Raw genomic sequence first — 23215 nt, 5'->3', positions numbered from 1 at the left:
ATTCTGGTCGTATCTAAATAAAACAGCCTGTATCATGATGAATGATACAGGCTGTTTAGTTTTATTAGTATGTATTTATGATTACCTATTTCATTAAGTATGTTAATGCCTTTGGTCTTATCATATTTTCTGTATAAACTTTTCCGAATCTATCGGTAACTTTAATTTGTAAGGTATTGGTTGCATTACTGGCCTTAGCTTTAAAAATATGTGCTGTTGCTGTTGAAACGAAATCATCCGTTGGCACTGCATCTGCATTTACACGTTTAGCTTCGTAGGATATAATATGTAATGGATCATAAGCAGAAACTCTGGTAACAGTTAAAGGAGTTCCATTCTCTGTTACCTCAACTTTCCATTTCTCATCGTAGCCCCAAACGTTTATCAATATTTCATTATTGTTATTTGCTGTCCCATATCCTCTAGTGTAAAGACTCAATTTTGTATCTGTTGATGCCGGAGCAAATGCAGCGGCTGTGATATGGGTTTTGTTTAAATCATAAGCCCTGAATTGGTAATCTCTGCTTTCCCCAATTCCTTTGTACTGCCACTTTACATCTTTATTGTTGAACTCCCAGATTGCATAGCCACCCGGGCTACCATCCTTGGCAATGTGGTTACCTGCATAGCCATTTTTACCAGTCCACCACCAAGTGGCACATACAGCTGCAGTATTATGTTCCATGAATGTACCAGTAGCATTGTCTACAGCGTAGTTAATATGAGTATGTCCTGTTAATACGTTCACATTAGAAAATTCGGTAAAAGCTGCTTTAAATTCAGCGGAGTTATCCAGTCTTAGAGTGGAAACTGGTTTTCCGGCACTTAAGGTTGGGTTGTTGTTTAATTGGATGTGCATTCCTACAATAATAGGAGTAGATTTATCTTCAATCATTGCCAGATCTTTCTTTAACCATTCCATCTGACTACTAATGATCTTGCCTTTGTAGTCTCTTGCTCCTTCTTTTTCAAACATACCATCTGCATTTATGTATTCAACATTGTCTAAGACAACATAATGTATTTTACCTAAATTGAAGGAGTAATAAGTTGGGCCAATAATTTTTCGGTAAGCACCTTCAGACAGCAAATCACCCGCTACATAAGGGTCATTATCATGATTGCCAATGACATTAAATACAGGTGCATTTATCTTATTCATTTGTGTTAGGTAATCAGATAGGAAGTAACTATTTGAATACCAGTATAGGTCCCATGTTAAATCCCCTAGTGTTAAACCATAGATTTTAATTCCACTGTTTTTGTAAGTCTGTATTACGCTGTTTACATCAGGCATAAATCCCTTTTCAAACTGAGAAATGTCATCATTTCTATTCGCAAGGTGAAGGTCAGCCATTGCCAGAACAACATGTTTATTGTTATCCACGGGTGTTAGTTTAAAGTCTTTTATCTCAACCTGGTTTGCAGCTTTAGTTAATGTCTTATAAAACAATGGTGCACTTCCGTTATTATCTACTTCATAATTTCCAGGAATAGAAACAAAAACATAATGGTTTTCTTTTTTAGAAGGAAGATAATATATGCCGTCACTATCAGTTTTAGTAACTTCCACTCCATCAGAAACGACAACATTTGCAAGTCCAATACCTTGTGCATGGATTACACCTTTAATCGTCATTCCTGTTTTATCTGGAATATTTACATTAAAGATAATATCAATAGTAGTGCTTGCCAGGTAAAGATAGTCGTCTTTGCGTTTTAAAGTGAGTTTGTAACTTCCTTCCGGAAAATCATTAGGAATAATGAAAGTAATGCCATCTGCCAATACCTGTTTTACTGTTGAATTGTAAATCAGAGATAAATCTTTTGTTGAAGTTAACATGATTTCATCACCTTGTACAAAACCTTTTCCTGAGATCTTTATTTCTGTTTTATAATCAGTCGTTATAGATGTTGGGACTGCTATTTCTATTATTTTAATCCCAGATATTGGAGGTTCCGGTTCCGGCTGATCTGGTCCTACTTTACTTTTTGAACATCCTACTGCGAGGATTGAAAAAAATAGAAGGATAAAGGCCGCTTTTGTGAAGGGGTGATATTTTATTTTTTCCATACTTAATTCGTTTATTAATGATTGGTTTTTGGTTTTGAGTAGCGAAAATCCAGTTAAACAGTTAAACGAATAGTTATGGATTTTGCAAATGATAAATTGAAAGTGAAAATAATAAAAAATAATTAAAATGAAACAAAAAGAAGTTTTCTATTGTTTTGTTTTTTAATTATTATTCTGTAATGAACTTTCGTTTCTTCGTTTAGTTCAAGGAAGGTCTTGTCTATTTTAAGTCTAGCCAAAACAGGAGCGATAGAGTAAGGCAAAAAAAAACGCTGATAAACTAACGCCACATGGTGTTAGTTTATCAGCGTAAAATAATTTACCTTATATATCTTACTGTTGTGAGAAGTAAGCCGAGAATCTTGATTCTAAACCTTCAAATTGACTTGTCAGACTTTGGCTAAGTTTTGTTTGCTGGTTCTGTTCAGCTGTTTTAGACATTTGGTGCAGGAATGATAAGCCCAACTGAACATTTTGTCCGCCAACAAACTTACGTTTACTAGCAGAGACATCAGCAAGATATGTCAATTCTTTTTGGATATAAGCAGCAGATTTTTCTATTAAAGTATTTGCTCTTTTGGTATCACCAAGTAAGTAAAGGTTTTCTGCCATAAAATATGTACCCATCATAGAACGCATACCATAGAATTTATCAGGCATTACCTCGAAATAGCGGTTCACAACTTTTTTAGCATCTTCTACTCTGTTTTCTCTGATTAGCCCAGAAATTGTGTTGTTAAAAATGTTAGTGAAAATAGAAATATCATCAGCAGATTGAGGGTCAAGATATTTTGCATTCTTAACATTACCCCATACAAACTTATCCATTACATTTTTGTAAAGAACAGGCGTGTTGATCAGTTCTGCTTTTTGAGCTGATGTATCAGCCTTTAAAGGAAGTAAACGTAAAGCAAGTCCTTCATTATATAAATAATTGTCAAGGCCATTGTATTGGTCTGACGGAACTGTACTGGCAAAATAAATTGGTCTTTCCCAGTTGTTATGTACCAGGATGTCAAAGAATGCCAAAGTACCTTTGGTTACATAATTTTTATTAAAGCTCCATTCTAGTGCAGGTGCAATTTTACTTGAATCTGCAGCATTTACTACACCATTTTTAATCACGTCAGCTTTATTTACCGTCAGCTTAAAATTCTTTGTAGGAATAAAATTCTCTCTGCTGCCGTCTTGTAATGGAAGTTTATCTTCAGGATCTTCAGATAAAAGTATAGCAAGGATATTGCTTAATTCTACTGAACCTGCAATTTTATAATCCTGGTAATACATTACGTCTCTGACACCTTGAACGTATTGCGAGGGTTTCATTGAAATTGGTAATGCCGCAGATTCATTAGTAACTCGTTTTAATCCGTTGATATACCAATCGGTATCAAATAAACTTAAGTTAACAAGTTTGATATCAGGTCTGATATTCTCAACTTCTTGTGCATACCATAATGGATAGGTATCGTTATCACCATAAGTAAAGAGAATGGCGTTTGGTGCACAGGATTGCAGGTAGTCGACCGCAATATCATGGGCTACCATTTTGGTTGATCTGTCGTGATCATCCCATCCTTGAGCAGCCATAAGTACAGGAGCTGCTAATAGACCTGTTGCTGTAGCTAATATAGCTCCGTTTGCTGGGGTAAGTTTTTTGAATACCCATTCTCGAATAGCTAATACGGAGAGGCCTATCCAAATGGCAAAGGCATAGAATGAGCCAACATAAGCATAATCTCTTTCCCGTGGTTCCAGTGGTTTCTGGTTTAGGTAAAGCACAATGGCTAAACCTGTAAAGAAAAATAATAAAGCAACCGTTCCGGCATCTCTTTGGCTGCGACTAAATTGCCAGATCGCACCCATTAACCCAAGAATAAGGGGAAGGAAGAAGAAACGATTGTAGGAATTGCTGTCTACAATAGATGGAGGAAGGTTAGTCTGATCACCAAGCATAATAGCATCAATTGGTTTGATACCACTTAACCATTGACCTTCATACAAACTTCCCTGACCCTGATCGTCATTTTGACGACCTGCAAAATTCCACATGAAGTAACGCATGTACATTTGACCAATCTGGTATTTAAATAGGAAACTAATGTTGTCAAAAAGACCAGGGAAATGATTGTCATCAAAGCCCATCATGTCTTTATAATAGCCAACATGTCGACCATCATCACTATACATTCTTGGGAAAGGCGTAGTTTTGTCATACTCATAGTCAGTCTTTTTACCAGCTACTTCATATTTATCATCACCTTTTCTATATAGTGTTTTTCCTTGTGTAAGGTTAACTTTTTGCGAATTGTAGTTAGGGCCAAACAACAAAGGTCTGTCTCCATACTGCTCCCTGTTTAAATAACTAAGGAATGAGAATGCGTTATCAGGGTCACTGTTGTTAAGGTTCGGGTCGGCTTTTGCACGGATTATAATCATAGCAAATGAACAATAACCGAATATGATCAGTACCGTTGAAAGTAAAGCCAGGTTTAAAACTCTTTTCTGGTGTTTGATAGAATAGCGGATCCCATAAACTAAGCCAGCAATTACCAGTATTGCAAATACGATTACTCCAGAGCCAAAGCTCATTCCTAATGTATTTACAAAGAACAGGTCGAAATATGCGCCAAATGATACCAGGTATTGTATAATACCATATTGTATAACCGCAAGTATAAGGATACCGATAATACCTGTTTTAATCATGCCTGCAGTAGTTGGCTTTTCTGTTTTCTTGAAATAATAAACAAAAGCAATTGCTGGGATGGTTAGTAGGTTCAATAAGTGAATGCCTATTGATAAGCCCATAATATAAGCTATGAAAAGTAACCATTTATCTGCACCTGTCTCATTGGCTTTTGCTTCCCATTTAAGGATTCCCCAGAAAACGATAGCGGTAAATAAAGAGGATAATGCATACACTTCAGATTCTACAGCTGAGAACCAGAAACTATCTGAGAAAGTATAGGCTAGAGCACCAACAGCACCAGCTCCCATTATTGAGATTAGGTTGCCTTTCGATATTTCTTCATTTTCTTTAATCAGAACTTTTTTAGCTAAAGCAGTTATTGTCCAGAAGAGGAATAATATCGTTGCAGCACTTGCCATTGCAGATCCAACATTCATGAAGTAAGCAACTTTCTCTGCGTCACCAAAAGCGAATAGAGAAAAGAAGCGCTGAATCATTAAAAATAATGGTGCACCAGGTTGGTGTACAACCTGCATTTTTAAAGCAGAGGCGATAAATTCACCACAATCCCAAAAACTTACAGAGGGTTCTAATGTTAAGATGTAAGTTACGGCGGCAATTAAAAAGCAAAGCCAACCTGTAAGATTATTAATTTTCGAATAATTCATTTCTTTATTGAATAGTTAAATATGCGCCATTAGGCGAATAAAATGCAGCCGAAAATAAAGAAATAGATTGATACTAGTGCAATGTAACAATGAGTTTAACATTTTTTATCATTAAGAATAGCCCTGAAAGCATAGATCGGAATGGTTTTGCCTAATATAATAAATTGCTAACTGCTTTATTCTTTCTTTAATTTGATATAAGCCAACGATAAAGCAATCCTTAATTCATTCTTTAGTTCTTAATTTTGCTTCGCGTTATTTTGGATTCATAATGGAGAAAATATTTTTTTAAATAATGTAGAAAACAATTCATTCATTTATAGGGAGTTATTTTATAGTGATTAAATTTGTTCGAAATTATTTCAAAAAAAAATGCTTCAGCCCTTGCATTAAAGAAAAAACTGCTTACATTTGCATTCCATTTCAAAGCAACCCTTTCTCGAAAGGAGTTTTAAAAAGGAAAGATTGTCCGATAGTATAAGGGTAGTACAACGGTTTTTGGTACCGTTTGTCTTGGTTCGAATCCAGGTCGGACAACAAAACATTATTCGGATTGTGGTTTGTTTCACAATCCGATTTTTATTTAACCAGCATTGATCCCCTTTAATCATGCCTTTGCAATTTAACCCAGTTAAACTTTTCGCCGGAACAGGTACTAAAGAATTAGCAACAAAAATTGCCGAACATTACGGCAGACCACTTGGTGATGTAACTTTAAATAAGTTTAGCGACGGGGAGTTTCAGCCTTCTTATAACGAAACGGTACGAGGTTGTGATGTTTTTATCATCCAGTCTACTTATCAGCCTTCTGACAATTTAATGGAATTATTATTAATGGTTGATGCGGCTAAAAGAGCTTCAGCACATTATATTACTGCAGTAGTTCCTTACTATGGATTGGCTAGACAGGACAGGAAGGATAAGCCAAGAGTTGCAATAGGAGCAAAATTGGTTGCCAACTTATTAAGATCGGCGGGTATTCACAGAATCATGACCATGGATTTGCACGCAGCACAGATTCAAGGATTTTTTGATATCCCTGTGGACCATCTGGACGGATCGATCATCTTTGTTCCTTATATTAAAAGTTTGGGACTGGATAATTTAATCATTGCATCACCTGATATGGGTGGTTCTTATCGCGCTCGTACCTTTGCCAAATTCTTTAATGCAGAGGTAGTTATTTGTGATAAGAGACGTAAACGTGCAAATGAAATAGAATCAATGTCTATTATAGGTGATGTAGTAGGACAGGATGTAGTATTGATTGATGATATCTGCGATACTGCTGGTACCCTTGCTAAAGCTGCTGCTTTAATCATGGAAAATGGGGCCAACAGTGTAAGAGCAGTTTGTACACACCCAGTATTATCTGGAAAGGCATATGAAACTGTTGAAAATTCAATGTTAACAGAATTGATCGTTACCGATACGATTCCGTTGAAACAAGAAAGTCCTAAAATAAGGGTGTTAAGTACAGCTCCATTGTTTGCAAAGGCTATAGCTAATGTAAATGAACATGGCTCTATCAGTGACCTGTTTAACGTTTAATAATTTTAACAAATAGATATATATAAAATGAAAACAATCGCAATTAGCGGTTCTCCAAGAGAGAACGTAGGGAAACGCGATGCTAAAGAGCTTCGTTACGAAGGTAAGGCTCCTGCAGTATTGTATGGTGGTAAAGAGCAAATTCACTTTGCTGTATTAATCACTGATTTAAAGGACGCAATTTACACTCCTGAAGCGAACTTTGTAGAAATTGAAATCAATGGTGCTAAAACTAAAGCTATCATTAAAGACTTACAATTTCACCCATTAACAGACGTGCTATTACACGTAGATTTTCTTCAGTTATTTGATGATAAGGAAATTGTAATGGAAATTCCTGTTAAATTAACTGGAACTTCTCCAGGTGTTAAAATGGGGGGTAAATTAGTTCAGAAATTACGTAAGCTTCGTGTTAAAGCATTACCTACAAACATGCCTCAAACAATTGAAGTAAGTATCGCTAAGATGGAAGTAGGTAACTCTATCCGTGTACGTGATCTTGGAAAAGGTGATTATTTAATTACTAATACTGGTGAAGATACAGTAGTTTCAGTTGGTATGTCAAGAGCTTTAAAACAAGCAGAGCAAGCAGCAGGTAAAAAATAATTCTGTATAGCAGGCTAAATAAAAAGCAGTACCAAATCGGTACTGCTTTTTTTATGTACTTGTTGTAATAACGATTTATATTTTACTATTATATTTGAAAAAATGAAGTATTTAGTTGTTGGTTTAGGAAATATAGGTCCGGAATATGCATATACACGCCATAATATTGGCTTTATGATAGCGGATGAACTGGTAAATCAGCTGGAGGGTAAGTTTACCAATACCCGTCTGGCTTATTATGCGGAAGTTGGCTTTAAGGGACGTAAGATTCATGTGATCAAGCCTACTACTTATATGAACTTAAGTGGAAAGTCTGTAAATTATTATATGCAAGAGCTGCGTATTCCAATAGAAAATGTGTTGGTAATAGTGGATGATCTGGCATTACCTCTGGGTAAATTACGTTTGAAATTACAGGGGAGTAGTGCCGGGCACAATGGACTAAAAAGTATTGAAGGCCTTTGTGGCGGACAAGGTTACCCACGACTTCGTTTCGGTATCAGCGATAACTTTGGCAGGGGACAACAGGCCGACTATGTTCTTTCTCCTTTTGATAAAGATGAGTGGCCCGAATTACCCGCATTGATTGATAAAAGTGTAGAACTAATCAAAAGCTTTGTTACAATTGGTCCTGCTAAAACAATGACTGCTTTTAATCAGTAATTACATACTCCTTTATTTTTTTGTGAAGAACAGCTGCCTCAAATGGCTTGCTGATTACATCATTAGCACCCGCAGCTATTGCAGTTTCTTTATCCGTTTCCATTACAGCGGCGGAAAATGTGATAATAGGTATTTTTTCCTTCCCAATTGCATAGCCCTCTCTTATCAATTTAATTGCCTCTAGGCCATTCATAATAGGCATAAATGTATCCATTAAAATAAGATTATAGTCGTTTTCCCGGAGTTTTTCTATTGCCTCTTTCCCATTCTCAACTATATCAAAATTTACGTTCCAGCTTTTAAGTATTTTTTCAATAAGGAACTTATTAACAGGATTATCTTCTGCAACGAGTACTTTGGCATTATTAAATGGGAGAAGTTGTTCTTCGTTCATCTTTTTAGTTGCTTTTGTTTCTTTAACGATTTCATACCAATTGGTGAAAGAAAATGTACTGCCTATGAACTCTTCACTTTGTACCTCTAGTGTTCCTCCTTTAAGTTTAGCAAGATTTTTTACAATGGCGAGTCCTAAACCTGTTCCGCCAAATTTAATGGTGGTTTGTTCATCTGCTTGTTCAAATGTCTCGAAAATTTTATCAATATTCTCTTTGGCTATTCCAATTCCTGTATCAATAACAGAAAACCTAATCTGTACATTGTTTCCTTTTGTATCTAGTACTTCCACTTTTAAGGTTACACTACCCTTGTGGGTAAACTTAATAGCATTTCCTATAAGGTTCATCAGTACCTGATTTAGACGAAGAGAGTCTGCAATTACCGTGTTGGGCAGATCAGAATCAAGTTTTATGATTAGATCCAGTTTCTTTTCAATAGAAGAGATACGTAGAAGGTCGATCACATCATTACATATCCTGGAAAGATCAGTAGGTGTACGGTTAATTTTAAACTTGCCAGACTCTATTTTTGATAAATCAAGCACATCATTGATTACACCAAGTAATGAGTTGGATGATATTTCTAGCAGATTAACCATCTCATGTTGTTGATCCGTAAGATTACTCTTCTTTAAAAGTTGTGAAATGCCAATGATGCCATTAATAGGAGTGCGGATTTCGTGACTCATATTGGCAAGAAAGTTCTCTTTTATTCGTTTACCTTGTTCGGCTAGATCTTTGGCTTTAATTAATTCTTTCTGATAAGCTTCAAGCTCCTGGTTCTTTTTTTGGATTTCACGTTTGTGTCTTACAAATTGTATAAAAGAATCAACTTTTGCTGATGTTATATAAGGGTCAAGCGGCTTGTAAAGGTAGTCGACAGCCCCTGTATTTAATCCCTTAACTGCATATTTAGTTTCTTTAGAAATAGCAGTAACAAATATGATTAGTATTTCTTTGGTCCTTGGGTTACTTTTTAGGATTTCTACAAGTTCAAAGCCATCCATTTCTGGCATCTGAACATCAATCATTGCAATTGCAATATCCATTTCCCAAGATATTCTTAAGGCTTCGTTAGGGTTTGTAGTCGTTATAATATTAATGTCGTCTCTTTGTAGTAAAGCCTCAAGTGCGATGATATTTTCAGGGATATCATCAACGATTAATATATTTATTTTTTCCATTTTTTGAATTCTTAGGGAGATTTTTATTGCTAGGCAATTTTTTGGTAAATGTTATTTTTCTTATCTATGATCTTAAAACGGCCCAGTTCGGTACTTCTCAATGTTTCTTTAGAACCCAGACACAAAAAGCCAAAATTGGCTAGGCTGTTATAGAACAGTTCAATCACCCTTTTTTGTAGATCAGTGTTAAAGTAAATAAGGACATTACGACAGGAGATAACCTGGAATTCATTAAAAACGGAATCAGATGCCAAATTGTGAATAGAAAAAAGAATATTTTTTTTTAGTGAATGATTAATAGATGCTGCATCATATTTTGCAGTATAATAATTAGATAAAGTATTTGTTGTTCCAGTTCTCTGAAAGTTTTCAGAGTATTGTTTCATTTTCTGTAAGTTGTAAATTCCATTTCTAGCATGTTCCAATACATCTGTATTGATATCAGTTCCATAAAAAAAACACCTTTCGTATAAATTCTCCTCAGAAAATAATATTGCGAATGAGTAAAGTTCTTCACCGGTAGAGCAGCCTGCATTCCATACTTTTATGCGCTGATAAGATTTCAGATATGGAATGATATTGGTTGCTACAGATTTATAAAAAGAAGGGTCTCTAAACATCTCAGTTACATTTACTGTAACTTCAATTAGAAATAATTCAAAGTATGCTTCATCATTGGTCAATAAAGTACGGAGATCGAAAAGACTGAGCTTTTGTAACTCCATTATTCTACTGACTCTTCGTTTTAATGAGGCTGCCGAATAATCAGCAAAATCAAAGCCATGGACATTCTTGATAAAAGCTACAAGACTATCCAGCTCTTCGTAAGATATGGTTTCGTGTTCTTTATGCATAGTTTCAAGTTTAGCTTAACCAAACTCTTAACATAGATAGTAATTTATCAATGTCTACTGGTTTAGAGATGTAGTCATTTGCACCAGCATCAATACATTTTTCTCTATCGTTTTTCATAGCCTTGGCCGTTAAGGCGATAATAGGCAATTTGGCAAAATCCTTTTTACTTCTGATAGCCCTCATCGCTTCGTAGCCGTCCATCTCTGGCATCATGATGTCCATTAGCACAAGATCAATCTGGTTAGGTTCCTCTAGTCGGTTAATGGCCTCACGACCATTATTGGCAATTACTATTTTTAAATCATACTCTTGCAACGCACTTGATAAAGCAAAAATATTACGCATATCATCATCGGTAATTAAAATCGTTTTATCCTTTAATACCTTTTCCATCGTAGAGGAAGGCTTATGGTTCGTATTTGAACTAATTGAAGGCGGATAAATCGGAGTAGAGTTATGATTCTTTAGCTTATTCATGAATAGGCTCACTTCATCCATAAGTCTGTCATTAGACTTATTTGATTTTAGCACCATGGCTTCCGTATACTTCATGATATGTGCCATTTTTTCCTGGTCAAGCTCCATTGCTGTATTGATGATTACAGGGATATGTATTAATGCAGGGATAGCCTTTATAGTATCTAAAAGATCAAATCCAGAGATATCAGGTAGTTTAAGGTCAAGAATAATACAATCGAATTCGTGTTCATCTAATAGTGTTAGTGCCTCTTTACCTGTGAAAGCTTGTTTTACTTCTACGCCTCGGTCTGTCAGTTGCTGAGTAAGCATATTACTTTGCAATTCCTGATCTTCAATAACGAGCACTGTATTTAAATTGTATTTTGAATAAGCTGTACTTAGTAATTCAAAAGCTTCGTCAAGCTGTTCTTTTTGTATGGGCTTTTTCAAAAAGCCTATTGCACCCTCTTTTTTTGCCTTTGCTTCTTTTTCATTTCCTGCAGACATCATATGCACTGGAATATGCTTTGTTCTTGGGTCAGCTTTAAGCTTTTTAAGTATGGTCCAGCCATCCATTACAGGAAGCATAATATCGAGTATAATGGCATCTGGCAATTCGGAGAAGGCCATATCAATGGCTACATCACCACTATGAGCAAGTATTGGTTTAAAGCCTTTTTCAATGGCATAGTCATTAAGCACATCTGCAAAAACAAGGTCATCTTCTATGATAAGTAGTTTTTGACCTTCAGCCGGGTTAGGGAGCGTTAACAGTGGATCAGGACTGATAGGTGTAATCCCTTTTTCTTCTTCTTCGATTTTCTCATCCTTATTTTCATGCTCTATGGCCTCTAATTTATCAGGAATATACAGTGTGAATAGACTTCCTTGTCCTACCTTACTTTCAACCTGGATTTCTCCACCAAGGATATGCGCGAGTTCTTTACTAATAGATAAACCTAATCCGGTACCGCCGTATTTTCTGCTGGTTGAACCATCGGCTTGCTGAAAGGCTTCAAATATTAATTTTTGTTTATCAGGTGAAATTCCAATTCCCGAATCTTTAACTTGTATTGCTATGATGCTGCCATCATAGCTCTTTAATTGTTGTGAGAAAAATGTTGTTTCCGGTTTTGCTTTATTAATGTCTAGTAAGATCTCTCCATGTTCTGGAGTGAATTTAAACGCATTTGAAAGCAGATTTTTAATGATTTGTTCTAGCCTTGGTTGGTCTGTTAAAAACTGTTTAGGTAAAGAAGTATCAAGGTGTGTATGGAAATTGATTTTTTTGCTTTTGGCAAGTTCTGAAAACAAGGCTTCCATGTCCAGTTTAATCGTTATAGGCTTTAGTGGCTCTATGGACAGTTCGATTTTTCCGGACTCAATTTTAGACAAGTCAAGGATATCATTAATCAATGTCAAGAGGTCGGTCCCAGCATTGTGAATAACACCAGCGTATTTAATCTGATCCTCATTAAGGTTTTCAGTGCGGTTCTCTTTTAATATACGAGCCAGGATTAATATACTGTTTAATGGTGTTCTTAACTCATGACTCATGTTTGCAAGGAACTCTGATTTATATTGACTTGAAATTTCAAGTTCTTCCGCTTTTAAGCTCATTGCTTCCCTAGCCTGATTTACTGCAAAATTTCGCTCTTCAAGCTGTTGCGCTTTTTCTTCCAGTTCGGCATTGGTTTGACGAAGTTCTTCCTGTTGAACTCTCAATTCTTCTTCCGATGCCTGAAGCTGTTCTGATTTATAGATAAGTTCTTCATTGGTGGTGCGTAATTCTTCTTGTTGGCTTTCCAGTTCTTCTGCCTGTTGTTGGGTTTGCTCGAATAATGCTCTTAGTTTTATACGGGCAATTGCACTGTTTATTCCCACTCCAATACTTTCTGTAATTGTATTTAAGAATAATAATGATGATTCATCAGGTTTGTTAGTCAGACCGAGTTCAACTACAGCAATGGTGCTTTCTTCAAAGACAATCGGGAGAAGATAGATACTGGTTGGTACGGATTCCCCTAAACCAGAATGTATTTTAATATAGTCTGCTGGTATGTGCTTAAGTAATTTTGGTTGTTTTTCGACTGCAGTCTGGCCGACAAGACTTTCTCCGAAATGATATTCCTGACGTGTATTTTTTGAATTATGCCAGGCATAACCTCCTTCGAATTTTAAAGTATTTTTTATAGGATTAACAATGTAAAGGCCACCTGTCGGAGCATTTATATAATTGCAAATTCCTGAAATAATATTGTTCGCAAGTTCATCAATCTCTTGTTCACCACGCATGACCTCATTGATAACAGTTGCACCAGAAAGCAGCCAGTTTTTTTGCTCGTTTTGGCTAGATATTTTTCCAAGTTCAAGATTAGCATCTCGGATCTGATCTTCAGTCTCTTTCTGTTGATCAAAGGTTCGTCTGATGTATGATAATAAAAATACGATTAAACCAAATATAATAAATGAGCTTAGTACGACAACCAGTTCACTGCGGAAACTACTTTTATTAATCTCTTCTTTTCTTTTGATGAGTAACTCTTCTTCTTCATGGATTATTTTTCCACTCCATTCAAGAATTTTGTTTTTAAACATTTGCCCCGGACCAAACATGACCCGATGTCCGGCACTATTTTGCCCTTCGATATCGTATATGCGTAGAACTTCTTTCATCTCATCAACTTTTTGGTGTGCATAAAAGTTGAGTGAATCTATCATTTCTTTCTGCGCTGAAGTCTCACTAATTGATTCTTTCAAGACCTCAATTGTAGGTAATATTTTTGCTGCATTTTCTTTATAAGGACCAAGATATTCTTGCTTACCAGCAATTATATAACCCCTTATGCCTGTTTCGGAATTTAAGACATGGAATTCAATATCTTTCAGGTGGTTAATAACATCATAGGTATGGCTTTGCCATTTCGTATCATCATTTAACTTGTCGATGCTGAAATAAGATGTTATAGCAGAAGCGAAGACAAAAAGTAAGGAAACAGTAAAACCTGTTAATACTTGTTGTTTAAAAGTCAGTTTAAACATATCGTGGGATGATAATTAAAATCAATAGGTGTTATATTCAACAATATTAACGATTATATTTAATTAGCTGATTGCAGAAATAAAATTTGTTGTCAAAGTTAGCCTAATTACTGTAAACATAACATTTCTGCTCAGATATTTCCAATGAAGAACGTCTTTTTGCGCGGTTCATTATTCCAGCTTATTTTAAAGCTATTATTACTAAATTTAAAAATGTGACAAAATCCTTTAAAAAAGTGATGAATTAAGTTATAGTTTTGCAGCTATGATAGTTTATGGAATACCAAATTGTAATACAGTTAAAAAAGCCAGAGTGTGGTTAGAAGAAAATGGTTTTACTCCTGAATTTCATGATTTCAAAAAGCAAGGTATCAGCATTGAAAAACTGAATCAATGGTGTGATGTTTTTGGATGGGAAGTTCTTTTAAATAAAAAGGGTACTACCTGGAGAAACTTGAATCCGGATGTACAAAAAAGCGTTGTTGATCAAAAATCTGCGGTAGCTACTTTGCTTGAAAATACTAGTGCGATAAAACGTCCTGTTATTGAAGTAGATGGTAAACCCGTGCTGATTAGCTTTGACGAAGATGCATACGCTGATACGCTAAAATAATATGATAAGTAGCAGGGCTTATTAGCAAACATTTACTTGTTAAAGTTTGTTAAATGATACGTTAACTATCTAAACAACTTTATATTTGGTTATGATTAAACAGCTCCTTTTGTTTATTGTTATTGTTTTACCATTTAAATTATTGGGACAAACAACTGTTTCGGGAACAGTATACGACTTTGATAACAAAAGTTTTCCTCTACAGCATGTTATAGTTAAGAATTTAACCAACAGTCAGGTCGTATCGACAAGAGCAGCAGGGCAATTCACAATTCCAGCGAAAATTGGAGATTTACTTCAGTTTTCTTCTCCTGGCTTCCATACAGATACCCTATTCCTAATCAACCTGGATCCTAAAATTGTATTTATGCCGGGAAACTCAACAACTTTGAGAGAGGTTGAAATTGTAAGTGCTAAAGTGAATTCATCTATACTTGCCCCAGACCCTTTTGCTAACCGTTATACTCGTGTTGCGACTGATGGTCTTCAAGGAAAGGAAAATAATGATAGAGCTGGTGGTTTGTTGTTTAATCTTGGTTACGGTAAATATAAAAGACAGCAGGAAAAAATTAGACTTTTGGAGGAACGTGATCGTTACCAGGCTGAAATAAATGCTGTTTTTACGGAGGAGTATGTCTCAAATCTGGTAAAACTAAAGGGGGATGATCTGAAGAACTTCATGGCTCTTTACAGACCTCCTGAGGAACTCGTAAAGAGTGAAAGGCCTTTTAATTATGCCTATTATACGGTTAAATCTTATCATGCATGGCTTAAACTAAGTCCTGAAGATAAGAGGATATCTTCAATGCCTAAACTCAAGGCTAACTAATAAAACCGTTACAATAAAGAGCAGGTCGGTTTCATTTTATATCTTTATTAAATTGTAATTGACAACTTAATATGATTCATAAATTAACTTTATTGTGGACTGCTCTTATTGTTTGTAGTTTTTCTGGTTTTGCACAGCAAGGGGATATTCCAAAAAGTAATTACGATCCTCACGTAGCATTTAGCCCTCTTTTTTATACCCAAAATGGTAATGAATTTCGTTCCGCAAATGGTTCCCCCGGGCCTAAATATTGGCAAAATCGTGCGGATTATAGTATTTCAGCTGATTTAGATGATGCAAAGAACACCGTTTCAGGAACGGTTACTATTACTTATAAAAATAATAGCCCAGATCGATTACCTTTTTTATGGCTACAGTTGGATCAGAATTTATTTTCTACTGATTCAAGAGGGAATGCATTAATTTCTGGTAATAGTAGATATGGTTCTAGAGGAGAGAAATTGGATGGCGGTTATAAAATTGACGGGATTACTATATATCAAAAATTGAAACCCGTAAAGTATACTACGCTTATTGAAGATACGAGGATGCAGATTCGTCTTAATGAATCAATGGAGGCTAACGGTGATGTAATAACCATAAAAATGAATTTCTCTTTTGTAATCCCTGTAAATGGATCTGACAGGATGGGGCATTTAGCCACAAAGAATGGTGAGATATATTCGATTGCACAATGGTTTCCGAGGTTATGTGTTTATGATGATGTATTAGGATGGAATACTTTGCCGTATTGGGGCGCAGGAGAGTTTTATTGTGAGTATGGTGATATTGATTTTTCTGTTACTGCACCTGCAAGTCATATTGTGATGGGCTCTGGAGAATTATTAAATCCACAGGAAGTCTTTACGGCAGAGCAGCTTAAGAGATGGAATCAGGCAAAGGGGAGTGATAAAACCATTCCTATCAGATCAGAATCTGAAGTGACAGATCCTAAATCGAGGCCGGCAAAAGATAAGCTAACCTGGAGATTTAAGATTAAAAATACTAGAGATGTGGCTTGGGCTTCTTCAAAAGCGTTTGTTTTAGATGCAGCTCGTATCAACCTTCCTAGTGGTAAGAAATCTATCGCGGTATCGGCTCATCCAGTAGAGAGTAATGGGAAGAATAGTTATGGCAGAGGGGTGGAGTATGTTAAAGCTTCTGTTGAACATTATTCTAATAAATGGTTTGAATATCCTTATCCAATGGCTGTAAATATAGCCAGTAATGTAGGGGGAATGGAATATCCAGGCATTGTCTTTTGTGGGTGGAAAGCTAAAGGTGCAGCAGCCTGGGGTGTGATTGATCATGAGTTTGGTCATACCTGGTTTCCCATGATTGTAGGTAGTAATGAGCGTAAGTTCGGTTGGTTAGATGAAGGGTTGAATACTTTTATTAATGGTCTGTCAACCGCTGAATTTAATAATGGAGAATATGATGGCGGACGTACTGATATGCATACTGTAGCTATGCGTATGGGCTCGGTGCTGGCTGAACAGATTATGCTAAGTCCAGACGCAATGGTTGAAGGGAATATTGGCTTAAACTTATATTATAAACCAGGATGGGGAATGGAAATTTTAAGAAACGAAATTCTTGGTTCTGATAGGTTTGATTATGCTTTTAAAAATTACATCGAACAATGGGCTTATAAACATCCTACTCCTTTTGACTTCTTTCGTTCCATGGAAAATGCAGCTGGTGAAGACCTTGCTTGGTTTTGGAGAGGTTGGTTTTTAGAGAACTGGAAAATGGATCAGGCGATTGCCGCAGTAAATGAGGTAAATGATAAAGGATCAAAAACAGGTTATAATATTGTTGTAGCAAACCTCGAAAAGATGCCAATGCCTATTATTCTTGAAGTTAAAACTAAAAGTGGTAAAACAGATATACTTAAGATTTCTGTGGATGTTTGGATGAGGAACAAGGTATGGACGGTATTTTATCCTACCAATGAAGAGGTTGTTTCAGTAGTATTGGATCCTAAGCATGTATTGCCGGATGTTGATTCGAGTAATAATTCCTGGAGGGGAAAATAAACCATTCTATTCACAGTCTGGCATCTCTTAGGCTCCTGAAGGGGAGCAAAGAGCGCCTATGCCTGTTCACAGAAGGTATATTTTCCTGTTAGCAGGGTGCATATAGCATAATGCATATCGTGTGATGTATATTACCCCATGCTATATGCATCATGCTTGAAGCAAAATTTGCCTTCTGTGAGCGGACTTAGGAACTTTTGCCCTCTTAGCGCAGAGGGCAGAAGATTCCAGACTGTGAATAGAATGGTTTATTTTGCCCTTTATTTTGACATTATTGAAATTTTTTCTGCAGTTTTTTCAGATCCAGATCTTCCTCAGGCTCTTCCAGTTTTATCACCCATCCCTTTTGCTTAAGGAGAGCAACTTCTTCTTTTGCAACTGAAAGGTCTTTTCCTTTGATGCTTTTATTGAAAATTATTGGTGCTTTAGGTTCAATATTGGCAGAGGTACTGGTTAGCACTTCTAGTCTGAATTTTGGCCAAATCTGAATATCACCCAATTGTGCCGAATAAATCCTTTTTGCAGAGTTTGGTGCAATAGTACCAGCAAACTCTCCTTTAAAATTATCCTGTTTTTCGGTAGTAAGACTGGCTAAAAGCTGGTACGAACTTTCGTTAATGATATGAAAGTGTGCTACAGAGGCACTATGTTGATCTGCCACTAATGCAAGATGAATACCATCTTTTTTAAACTCAGCCTGTGGGATAATAGTTGTGGGTTTGGTGCTTACAATATCATTATCGTGCACATCGCCATGAACAAGTGTAACCTTTGATGCCAGAACCGGTATTTCGAAATCATTAGAGTCAGTTACGCCAATGGTATCCTTATCAATAATTCGGGTAATATACCCTTCAATATTCTCGTCTACAAAACGAACAAAATCACCTAGTTTTAAATCCATATACAAATCTAGTTATTCTTATTATTTTTGCACCATGGCCGAACAAGAACAGAAGAATAATCCATTACATGGTAAGTCGCTTGAATTTATATTGAAACAGTTAGTATGGCATTATGGATGGGAGGAGTTAGGGCAATTGGTACGAGTAGCCTGCTTTAATAACAATCCAACTATGAATTCGAGTTTGAAGTTTTTACGTAAGACTGATTGGGCAAGAAAAAAAGTAGAAAGATTATATTTAAATACATTTCATTAGTTTAATTACTGAACATTAATTCTGATCCAAACTATGTATAAGATGAGTATCAAAAGAAAATTAAAAAACTTTAATCTCAAGGTGCTTATATTTCTCGTTAGTCATTTTGCTTTTTTTTGTGCTGTGCATGCACAGGAAAAAGGAGATACCCGTAACAGCATAGAATTTACTCCACAAATGTCATTAGGTGTTTTTACGGCTCAAAATAAATTAAGTGGTACCGCATATGGTGGAGAGTTGATTTATCATTTGAATACAACTGGGAATCCCAGACCCTGGATGAAGATGTTGAATTTGAAGAGTTTGGATTTAGTCTTTAATTATAAGGATATGAGTGATATCATTATGGTATCAGACCCTAGACCAGACCGATTTGGTGATTCTTATGCTTTGTTGGCTGCACTCAATTTTTCTCTGTTAAAGACGGGTAGTACGGAAGTATTGGTATCGCCAGGCTTAGGTTTGGGTTATTTAGGTGAAACCTGGTTTACAAATGAGAATGTATTAGTTGGTAGTCACCTTAACTTTTCATCTAGAATAGGACTTAAAGTAGCTACGCAAATAGCACCGTCAACAAAACTCTCTGCAGGGATTGATATACTTCATTTTTCAAATGCGGGTACACGGGTACCAAATAATGGTATGAATGTGAGTAGTGCTAGTATAGGTATTATACAATCTTTAAGTACGAAGCAGAAAGTTGCAGGTGACACCACTTCATGGAGAAAGCCGCTTGATTTTAAGAAGCATAGTGTTGATTTTGGGATTAATTTTGGGCGCAGAGGTGTTTATAGAAGTAAAGAGGGTTTGTATAAGACAGGTTTATATGTAGGGTATAATTACAGGTTGAACTCTGTTCTTGGTTTGGGAACCGGGGTCGACGCGGTGTATTACCATACTATTTACGATCCCATTAGGAATGGAGAAACTTACCAGTCTAATGCCAGTTCGTTTGATAGATGGAGGGTAGGAGCCGCTTTTGGGCCCGACTTGTGGATGGGTAGATTGGCTATGATGGCTAAGTATGGATATTATTTACATTTTAATAGTTTAAAGGATATTAATACTTATTGGACAGCAGGATTAAAATATAATGTGGTAGATTGGGCTGCTATTCAGGCTAAAATATATATACATCAAACTGAGGCCGATTTCGTAGGCTTTGGATTTCTTTTTACCCCCTAAGAGCTTCTTTTTTTTCTCAATACCGGAAGGTAGTTGGTTATGCCTTTGTATTTTAAGTGATTAAATTTATGTTAACCCCTTGATTTATAAAATGTATTATCATACCTTTGCATTCCCTTATTTAGAGGGTAGAGTTTTTAAACATAAATAGAAAAACAAAAAAAAACAATGCCAACCATTCAACAATTAGTTAGAAAAGGTAGAGTAGCACTGGAGTTCAAGAGTAAGTCTCCAGCATTGGACAGCTGTCCACAGCGAAGAGGTGTATGTACACGTGTATATACCACTACCCCTAAAAAACCAAACTCAGCAATGCGTAAAGTAGCACGTGTACGTTTAACCAATGGTAAAGAGGTTAATGCATACATCCCTGGAGAAGGTCACAACCTACAGGAGCACTCAATCGTATTGATTCGTGGTGGTCGTGTTAAAGATTTGCCAGGTGTACGTTATCACATCATCCGTGGAGCATTAGATACTTCAGGAGTTGCTGGTCGTAACCAACGTCGTTCTAAATACGGAACAAAACGTCCTAAACCAGGACAAGCTGCTGCAGCACCAACAAAAGGTAAAAAGAAATAATTAGGAGGAAAAACAAATGAGAAAGTCAAAACCAAAAAAGAGAATCATTCTTCCTGATCCGAAATTTAACGATGTTCAGGTGACGCGTTTCGTAAACAACATGATGTTTGACGGAAAGAAATCTATCGCTTATTCAATTTTTTACGATGCTGTAGAATTAGCAGAGAAAAAAGCTGGTGAGAGCGGTTTAGAAGTATGGAAACGTGCTTTAGCTAATGTAATGCCTGCAGTAGAGGTTAAGTCACGCCGTGTTGGTGGTGCTAACTTTCAGGTTCCTACAGAGGTTAGACCTGACCGTAAGATTGCTTTAGGTATGAAATGGTTAATTTCATATGCTCGCAAACGTGGTGAAAAAACAATGAAAGAGAAATTAGCAGGTGAAATCGTTTCAGCAGCTAAGGGTGAAGGTGCAGCAGTTAAGAAAAAAGAAGATACGCATAAAATGGCTGAAGCCAACAAAGCGTTCTCTCACTTCCGTTTCTAATCTTACTAGAATCATAAAATGTCAAGAGATTTAAAATTTACAAGAAATATCGGTATTGCAGCGCATATTGATGCCGGTAAAACCACAACTACCGAAAGGATTCTTTTCTATTCTGGTGTTAACCATAAGTTAGGTGAAACTCACGAAGGTTCTGCTACAACAGACTGGATGGCACAAGAGCAAGAACGTGGTATTACCATTACCTCAGCAGCTGTAACTGTAGATTGGAAATACAGAAATCAAAAGTATCACATGAACATCATTGATACTCCTGGACACGTGGATTTTACCGTAGAGGTAAACAGATCATTACGTGTACTTGATGGTTTAGTGTTCCTTTTTTCTGCAGTTGATGGTGTTGAGCCTCAATCTGAGACTAACTGGCGTTTAGCAAACAACTATAATGTACCTCGTTTAGGTTTCGTTAATAAGATGGACCGTTCTGGTGCAGACTTTTTAAAAGTTGTTAAACAAGTTAAAGATATGTTAGGTAGTAATGCAGTTCCATTGCAGTTACCTATCGGTGGTGAAGAAACTTTCATCGGTGTAGTTGACTTGATCAACAACCGTGGTATTCAGTGGAATGAGCATGATAAAGGCATGACCTTTACTGAGATTCCTATTCCTGCAGATATGTTGGACGATGTTGCTGAATGGAGAGAGAAATTACTTGAATCAGTAGCAGAATACGATGAGTCATTGATGGAGAAATTCTTCGAGGCTCCTGAAACTATCACAGAGCGTGAAGTTTTAGATGCATTACGTAAAGCAGTATTAGATGCTAAAATTGTTCCTATGGTTTGTGGCTCATCTTTCAAAAATAAAGGTGTCCAAACTATGTTGGATTACGTAATGGAATTATTGCCTTCGCCAATGGATGTTGAAGGTATTACCGGAACAAACCCAGAAACAGGTGCAGAAGTTGTTCGTCAACCAGATGTTAAAGAGCCATTTTCAGCTTTAGCATTTAAAATTGCTACGGATCCATTTGTAGGCCGCTTATGTTTTATCCGTGTTTATTCGGGTAATCTTGATGCGGGTTCATACGTTTATAATACCCGTTCTGAAAGTAAAGAACGTATTTCACGTATCTTCCAAATGCATGCTAACAAGCAAAACCCAATTCCTAACGTAGAAGCAGGAGATATTGCAGCGGTAGTAGGATTTAAAGATATCAAAACAGGGGATACACTTTGTGATGAGAAACATCCAATCGTTCTTGAATCTATGGACTTCCCTGAGCCAGTTATTGGTTTAGCGATTGAGCCTAAAACTCAAGCTGACGTTGATAAATTAGGTGTTGGTTTAAGTAAATTAGCTGAAGAAGATCCTACATTTAGAGTTCAGACAGATCAGGAAACTGGTCAGACCGTAATCTCTGGTATGGGTGAGCTTCACTTGGATATCTTGATTGACCGTTTGAAACGTGAGTTTAAAGTAGAGGTTAACCAAGGTGCTCCACAAGTTGCTTATAAAGAGGCTATCAATGGAACCGTTCAACATCGTGAGACTTATAAAAAACAAACTGGGGGTCGTGGTAAATTCGCGGATATTCAGGTTGTTATTTCTCCAATTGATGCTGATTTCGAAAAAGGTGGATTGCAGTTTGTGAACGAAATTTCTGGTGGTTCTATTCCTCGTGAATTTATCCCGTCTGTAGAAAAAGGATTCGCAGCTTCAATGGCTAATGGTGTATTAGCTGGTTATCCACTACCTGACATGAAAGTTCGTTTGATTGATGGTTCATTCCACGCAGTCGATTCAGATGCTTTATCTTTTGAGCTTGCAGCTAAAATGGCCTACCGTGAAGCGTTACCTAAATGTAATCCGGTATTGATGGAGCCTATCATGAAAATTGAGATCCTTACTCCTGAAGAAAACATGGGTGATGTTATCGGTGATATGAACCGTCGTCGTGGTCAACTTTTAGGTATGGATACCCGTAACGGTGCCCAGGTAATTAAAGCTACTGTGCCTCTTTCTGAGATGTTTGGTTATGTAACTCAGTTACGTACCATTACTTCAGGTCGTGCGACTTCTACAATGGAGTTTGATCACTATGAAGCAGCTCCTAGAAACGTACAGGAAGAAGTTGTTGCTAAATCAAAAGGCAGAATTAAAGCAATAGATTAAT

The 23215-nt window shown here is 36.5% G+C and carries 17 protein-coding genes; 11 read left to right on the top strand and 6 right to left on the bottom strand.

The annotated features are described in order from the left end of the window. Positions 1–85 precede the first annotated feature (85 nt). A complete protein-coding gene (locus WC623_RS01995; protein WP_372847834.1) occupies positions 86–2074 on the bottom strand; it encodes a calcineurin-like phosphoesterase C-terminal domain-containing protein in 1989 nt (662 codons plus the stop codon). Positions 2075–2407: 333 nt separating this feature from the next. Further along, positions 2408–5434 (bottom strand): DUF2723 domain-containing protein, encoded by a 3027-nt coding sequence (locus WC623_RS01990; RefSeq protein WP_372847833.1) that lies wholly within the window; start codon positions 5432–5434, stop codon positions 2408–2410. 609 nt (positions 5435–6043) lie between these two features. Here WC623_RS01990 and WC623_RS01985 point away from each other — a divergent pair. The 3 genes from WC623_RS01985 (at position 6044) to pth (ending at position 8254) form a co-directional block, all read left to right on the top strand. Further along, the gene (locus WC623_RS01985) at positions 6044–6985 is read left to right on the top strand and encodes a ribose-phosphate pyrophosphokinase (protein ID WP_372847832.1); all 942 of its coding nucleotides are present in this window, start codon (positions 6044–6046) and stop codon (positions 6983–6985) included. Positions 6986–7012: 27 nt separating this feature from the next. Next, positions 7013–7591 (top strand): 50S ribosomal protein L25/general stress protein Ctc, encoded by a 579-nt coding sequence (locus tag WC623_RS01980; RefSeq protein WP_372847831.1) that lies wholly within the window; start codon positions 7013–7015, stop codon positions 7589–7591. Positions 7592–7693: 102 nt separating this feature from the next. After that, on the top strand, positions 7694–8254 hold the full coding sequence (gene pth / locus WC623_RS01975) for an aminoacyl-tRNA hydrolase (RefSeq protein ID WP_349784308.1): 561 nt from the start codon (positions 7694–7696) through the stop codon (positions 8252–8254). Here the strand turns inward: pth and WC623_RS01970 are convergent. Genes WC623_RS01970 through WC623_RS01960 form a run of 3 tightly spaced genes read right to left on the bottom strand, consistent with a single transcriptional unit; the run spans position 8244 to position 14189 of the window. After that, positions 8244–9833, bottom strand: coding sequence for a response regulator (locus tag WC623_RS01970; protein WP_372847830.1), 1590 nt, complete (start codon positions 9831–9833; stop codon positions 8244–8246). The genes pth and WC623_RS01970 overlap by 11 nt on opposite strands. Positions 9834–9862: 29 nt before the next feature. After that, a complete protein-coding gene (locus WC623_RS01965; RefSeq protein ID WP_372847829.1) occupies positions 9863–10687 on the bottom strand; it encodes a protein-glutamate O-methyltransferase CheR in 825 nt (274 codons plus the stop codon). A gap of 10 nt (positions 10688–10697) precedes the next feature. Then, the gene (locus WC623_RS01960; RefSeq protein WP_372847828.1) at positions 10698–14189 is read right to left on the bottom strand and encodes a response regulator; all 3492 of its coding nucleotides are present in this window, start codon (positions 14187–14189) and stop codon (positions 10698–10700) included. A 265-nt stretch (positions 14190–14454) separates the two neighbouring features. Between WC623_RS01960 and WC623_RS01955 the strand changes: the two genes are divergently transcribed. The 3 genes from WC623_RS01955 (at position 14455) to WC623_RS01945 (ending at position 17670) form a co-directional block, all read left to right on the top strand. Next, positions 14455–14802 carry an arsenate reductase gene (locus WC623_RS01955; protein WP_372847827.1) on the top strand — a complete coding sequence of 116 codons (348 nt, stop codon included), beginning with the start codon at positions 14455–14457 and terminating at the stop codon, positions 14800–14802. A 91-nt stretch (positions 14803–14893) separates the two neighbouring features. Next, on the top strand, positions 14894–15631 hold the full coding sequence (locus tag WC623_RS01950; protein WP_372847826.1) for a carboxypeptidase-like regulatory domain-containing protein: 738 nt from the start codon (positions 14894–14896) through the stop codon (positions 15629–15631). 71 nt (positions 15632–15702) lie between these two features. Next, positions 15703–17670: a M1 family metallopeptidase gene (locus tag WC623_RS01945; protein ID WP_372847825.1), complete on the top strand. Its 1968-nt coding sequence runs from the start codon at positions 15703–15705 to the stop codon at positions 17668–17670. A 271-nt stretch (positions 17671–17941) separates the two neighbouring features. On the opposite strand, the gene WC623_RS01940 is transcribed toward WC623_RS01945, so the two are convergent. Continuing rightward, positions 17942–18574, bottom strand: coding sequence for a hypothetical protein (locus WC623_RS01940; protein ID WP_372847824.1), 633 nt, complete (start codon positions 18572–18574; stop codon positions 17942–17944). 34 nt (positions 18575–18608) lie between these two features. Here WC623_RS01940 and WC623_RS01935 point away from each other — a divergent pair, with 34 nt between their 5' ends. The 5 genes from WC623_RS01935 (at position 18609) to fusA (ending at position 23214) form a co-directional block, all read left to right on the top strand. After that, a complete protein-coding gene (locus WC623_RS01935) occupies positions 18609–18830 on the top strand; it encodes a VF530 family DNA-binding protein (protein WP_372847823.1) in 222 nt (73 codons plus the stop codon). A 42-nt stretch (positions 18831–18872) separates the two neighbouring features. Next, positions 18873–20015 carry an acyloxyacyl hydrolase gene (locus WC623_RS01930; RefSeq protein WP_372847822.1) on the top strand — a complete coding sequence of 381 codons (1143 nt, stop codon included), beginning with the start codon at positions 18873–18875 and terminating at the stop codon, positions 20013–20015. A gap of 168 nt (positions 20016–20183) precedes the next feature. Continuing rightward, positions 20184–20597 carry a 30S ribosomal protein S12 gene (gene rpsL / locus WC623_RS01925; protein ID WP_109926363.1) on the top strand — a complete coding sequence of 138 codons (414 nt, stop codon included), beginning with the start codon at positions 20184–20186 and terminating at the stop codon, positions 20595–20597. Between the two features lie 16 nt (positions 20598–20613). Then, positions 20614–21081 carry a 30S ribosomal protein S7 gene (gene rpsG, locus WC623_RS01920; RefSeq protein WP_349784318.1) on the top strand — a complete coding sequence of 156 codons (468 nt, stop codon included), beginning with the start codon at positions 20614–20616 and terminating at the stop codon, positions 21079–21081. An 18-nt stretch (positions 21082–21099) separates the two neighbouring features. Further along, the gene (gene fusA / locus WC623_RS01915) at positions 21100–23214 is read left to right on the top strand and encodes an elongation factor G (RefSeq protein WP_372847821.1); all 2115 of its coding nucleotides are present in this window, start codon (positions 21100–21102) and stop codon (positions 23212–23214) included. The last annotated feature ends 1 nt before the right edge of the window (position 23215 follow it).

It is taken from the genome of Pedobacter sp., assembly GCF_041645105.1.
Classification (GTDB): Bacteria; Bacteroidota; Bacteroidia; order Sphingobacteriales; family Sphingobacteriaceae; genus Pedobacter.
The sequence above is the reverse complement of the archived record's forward strand: the minus strand, read 5'-3'. Positions and strand labels throughout refer to the sequence as shown.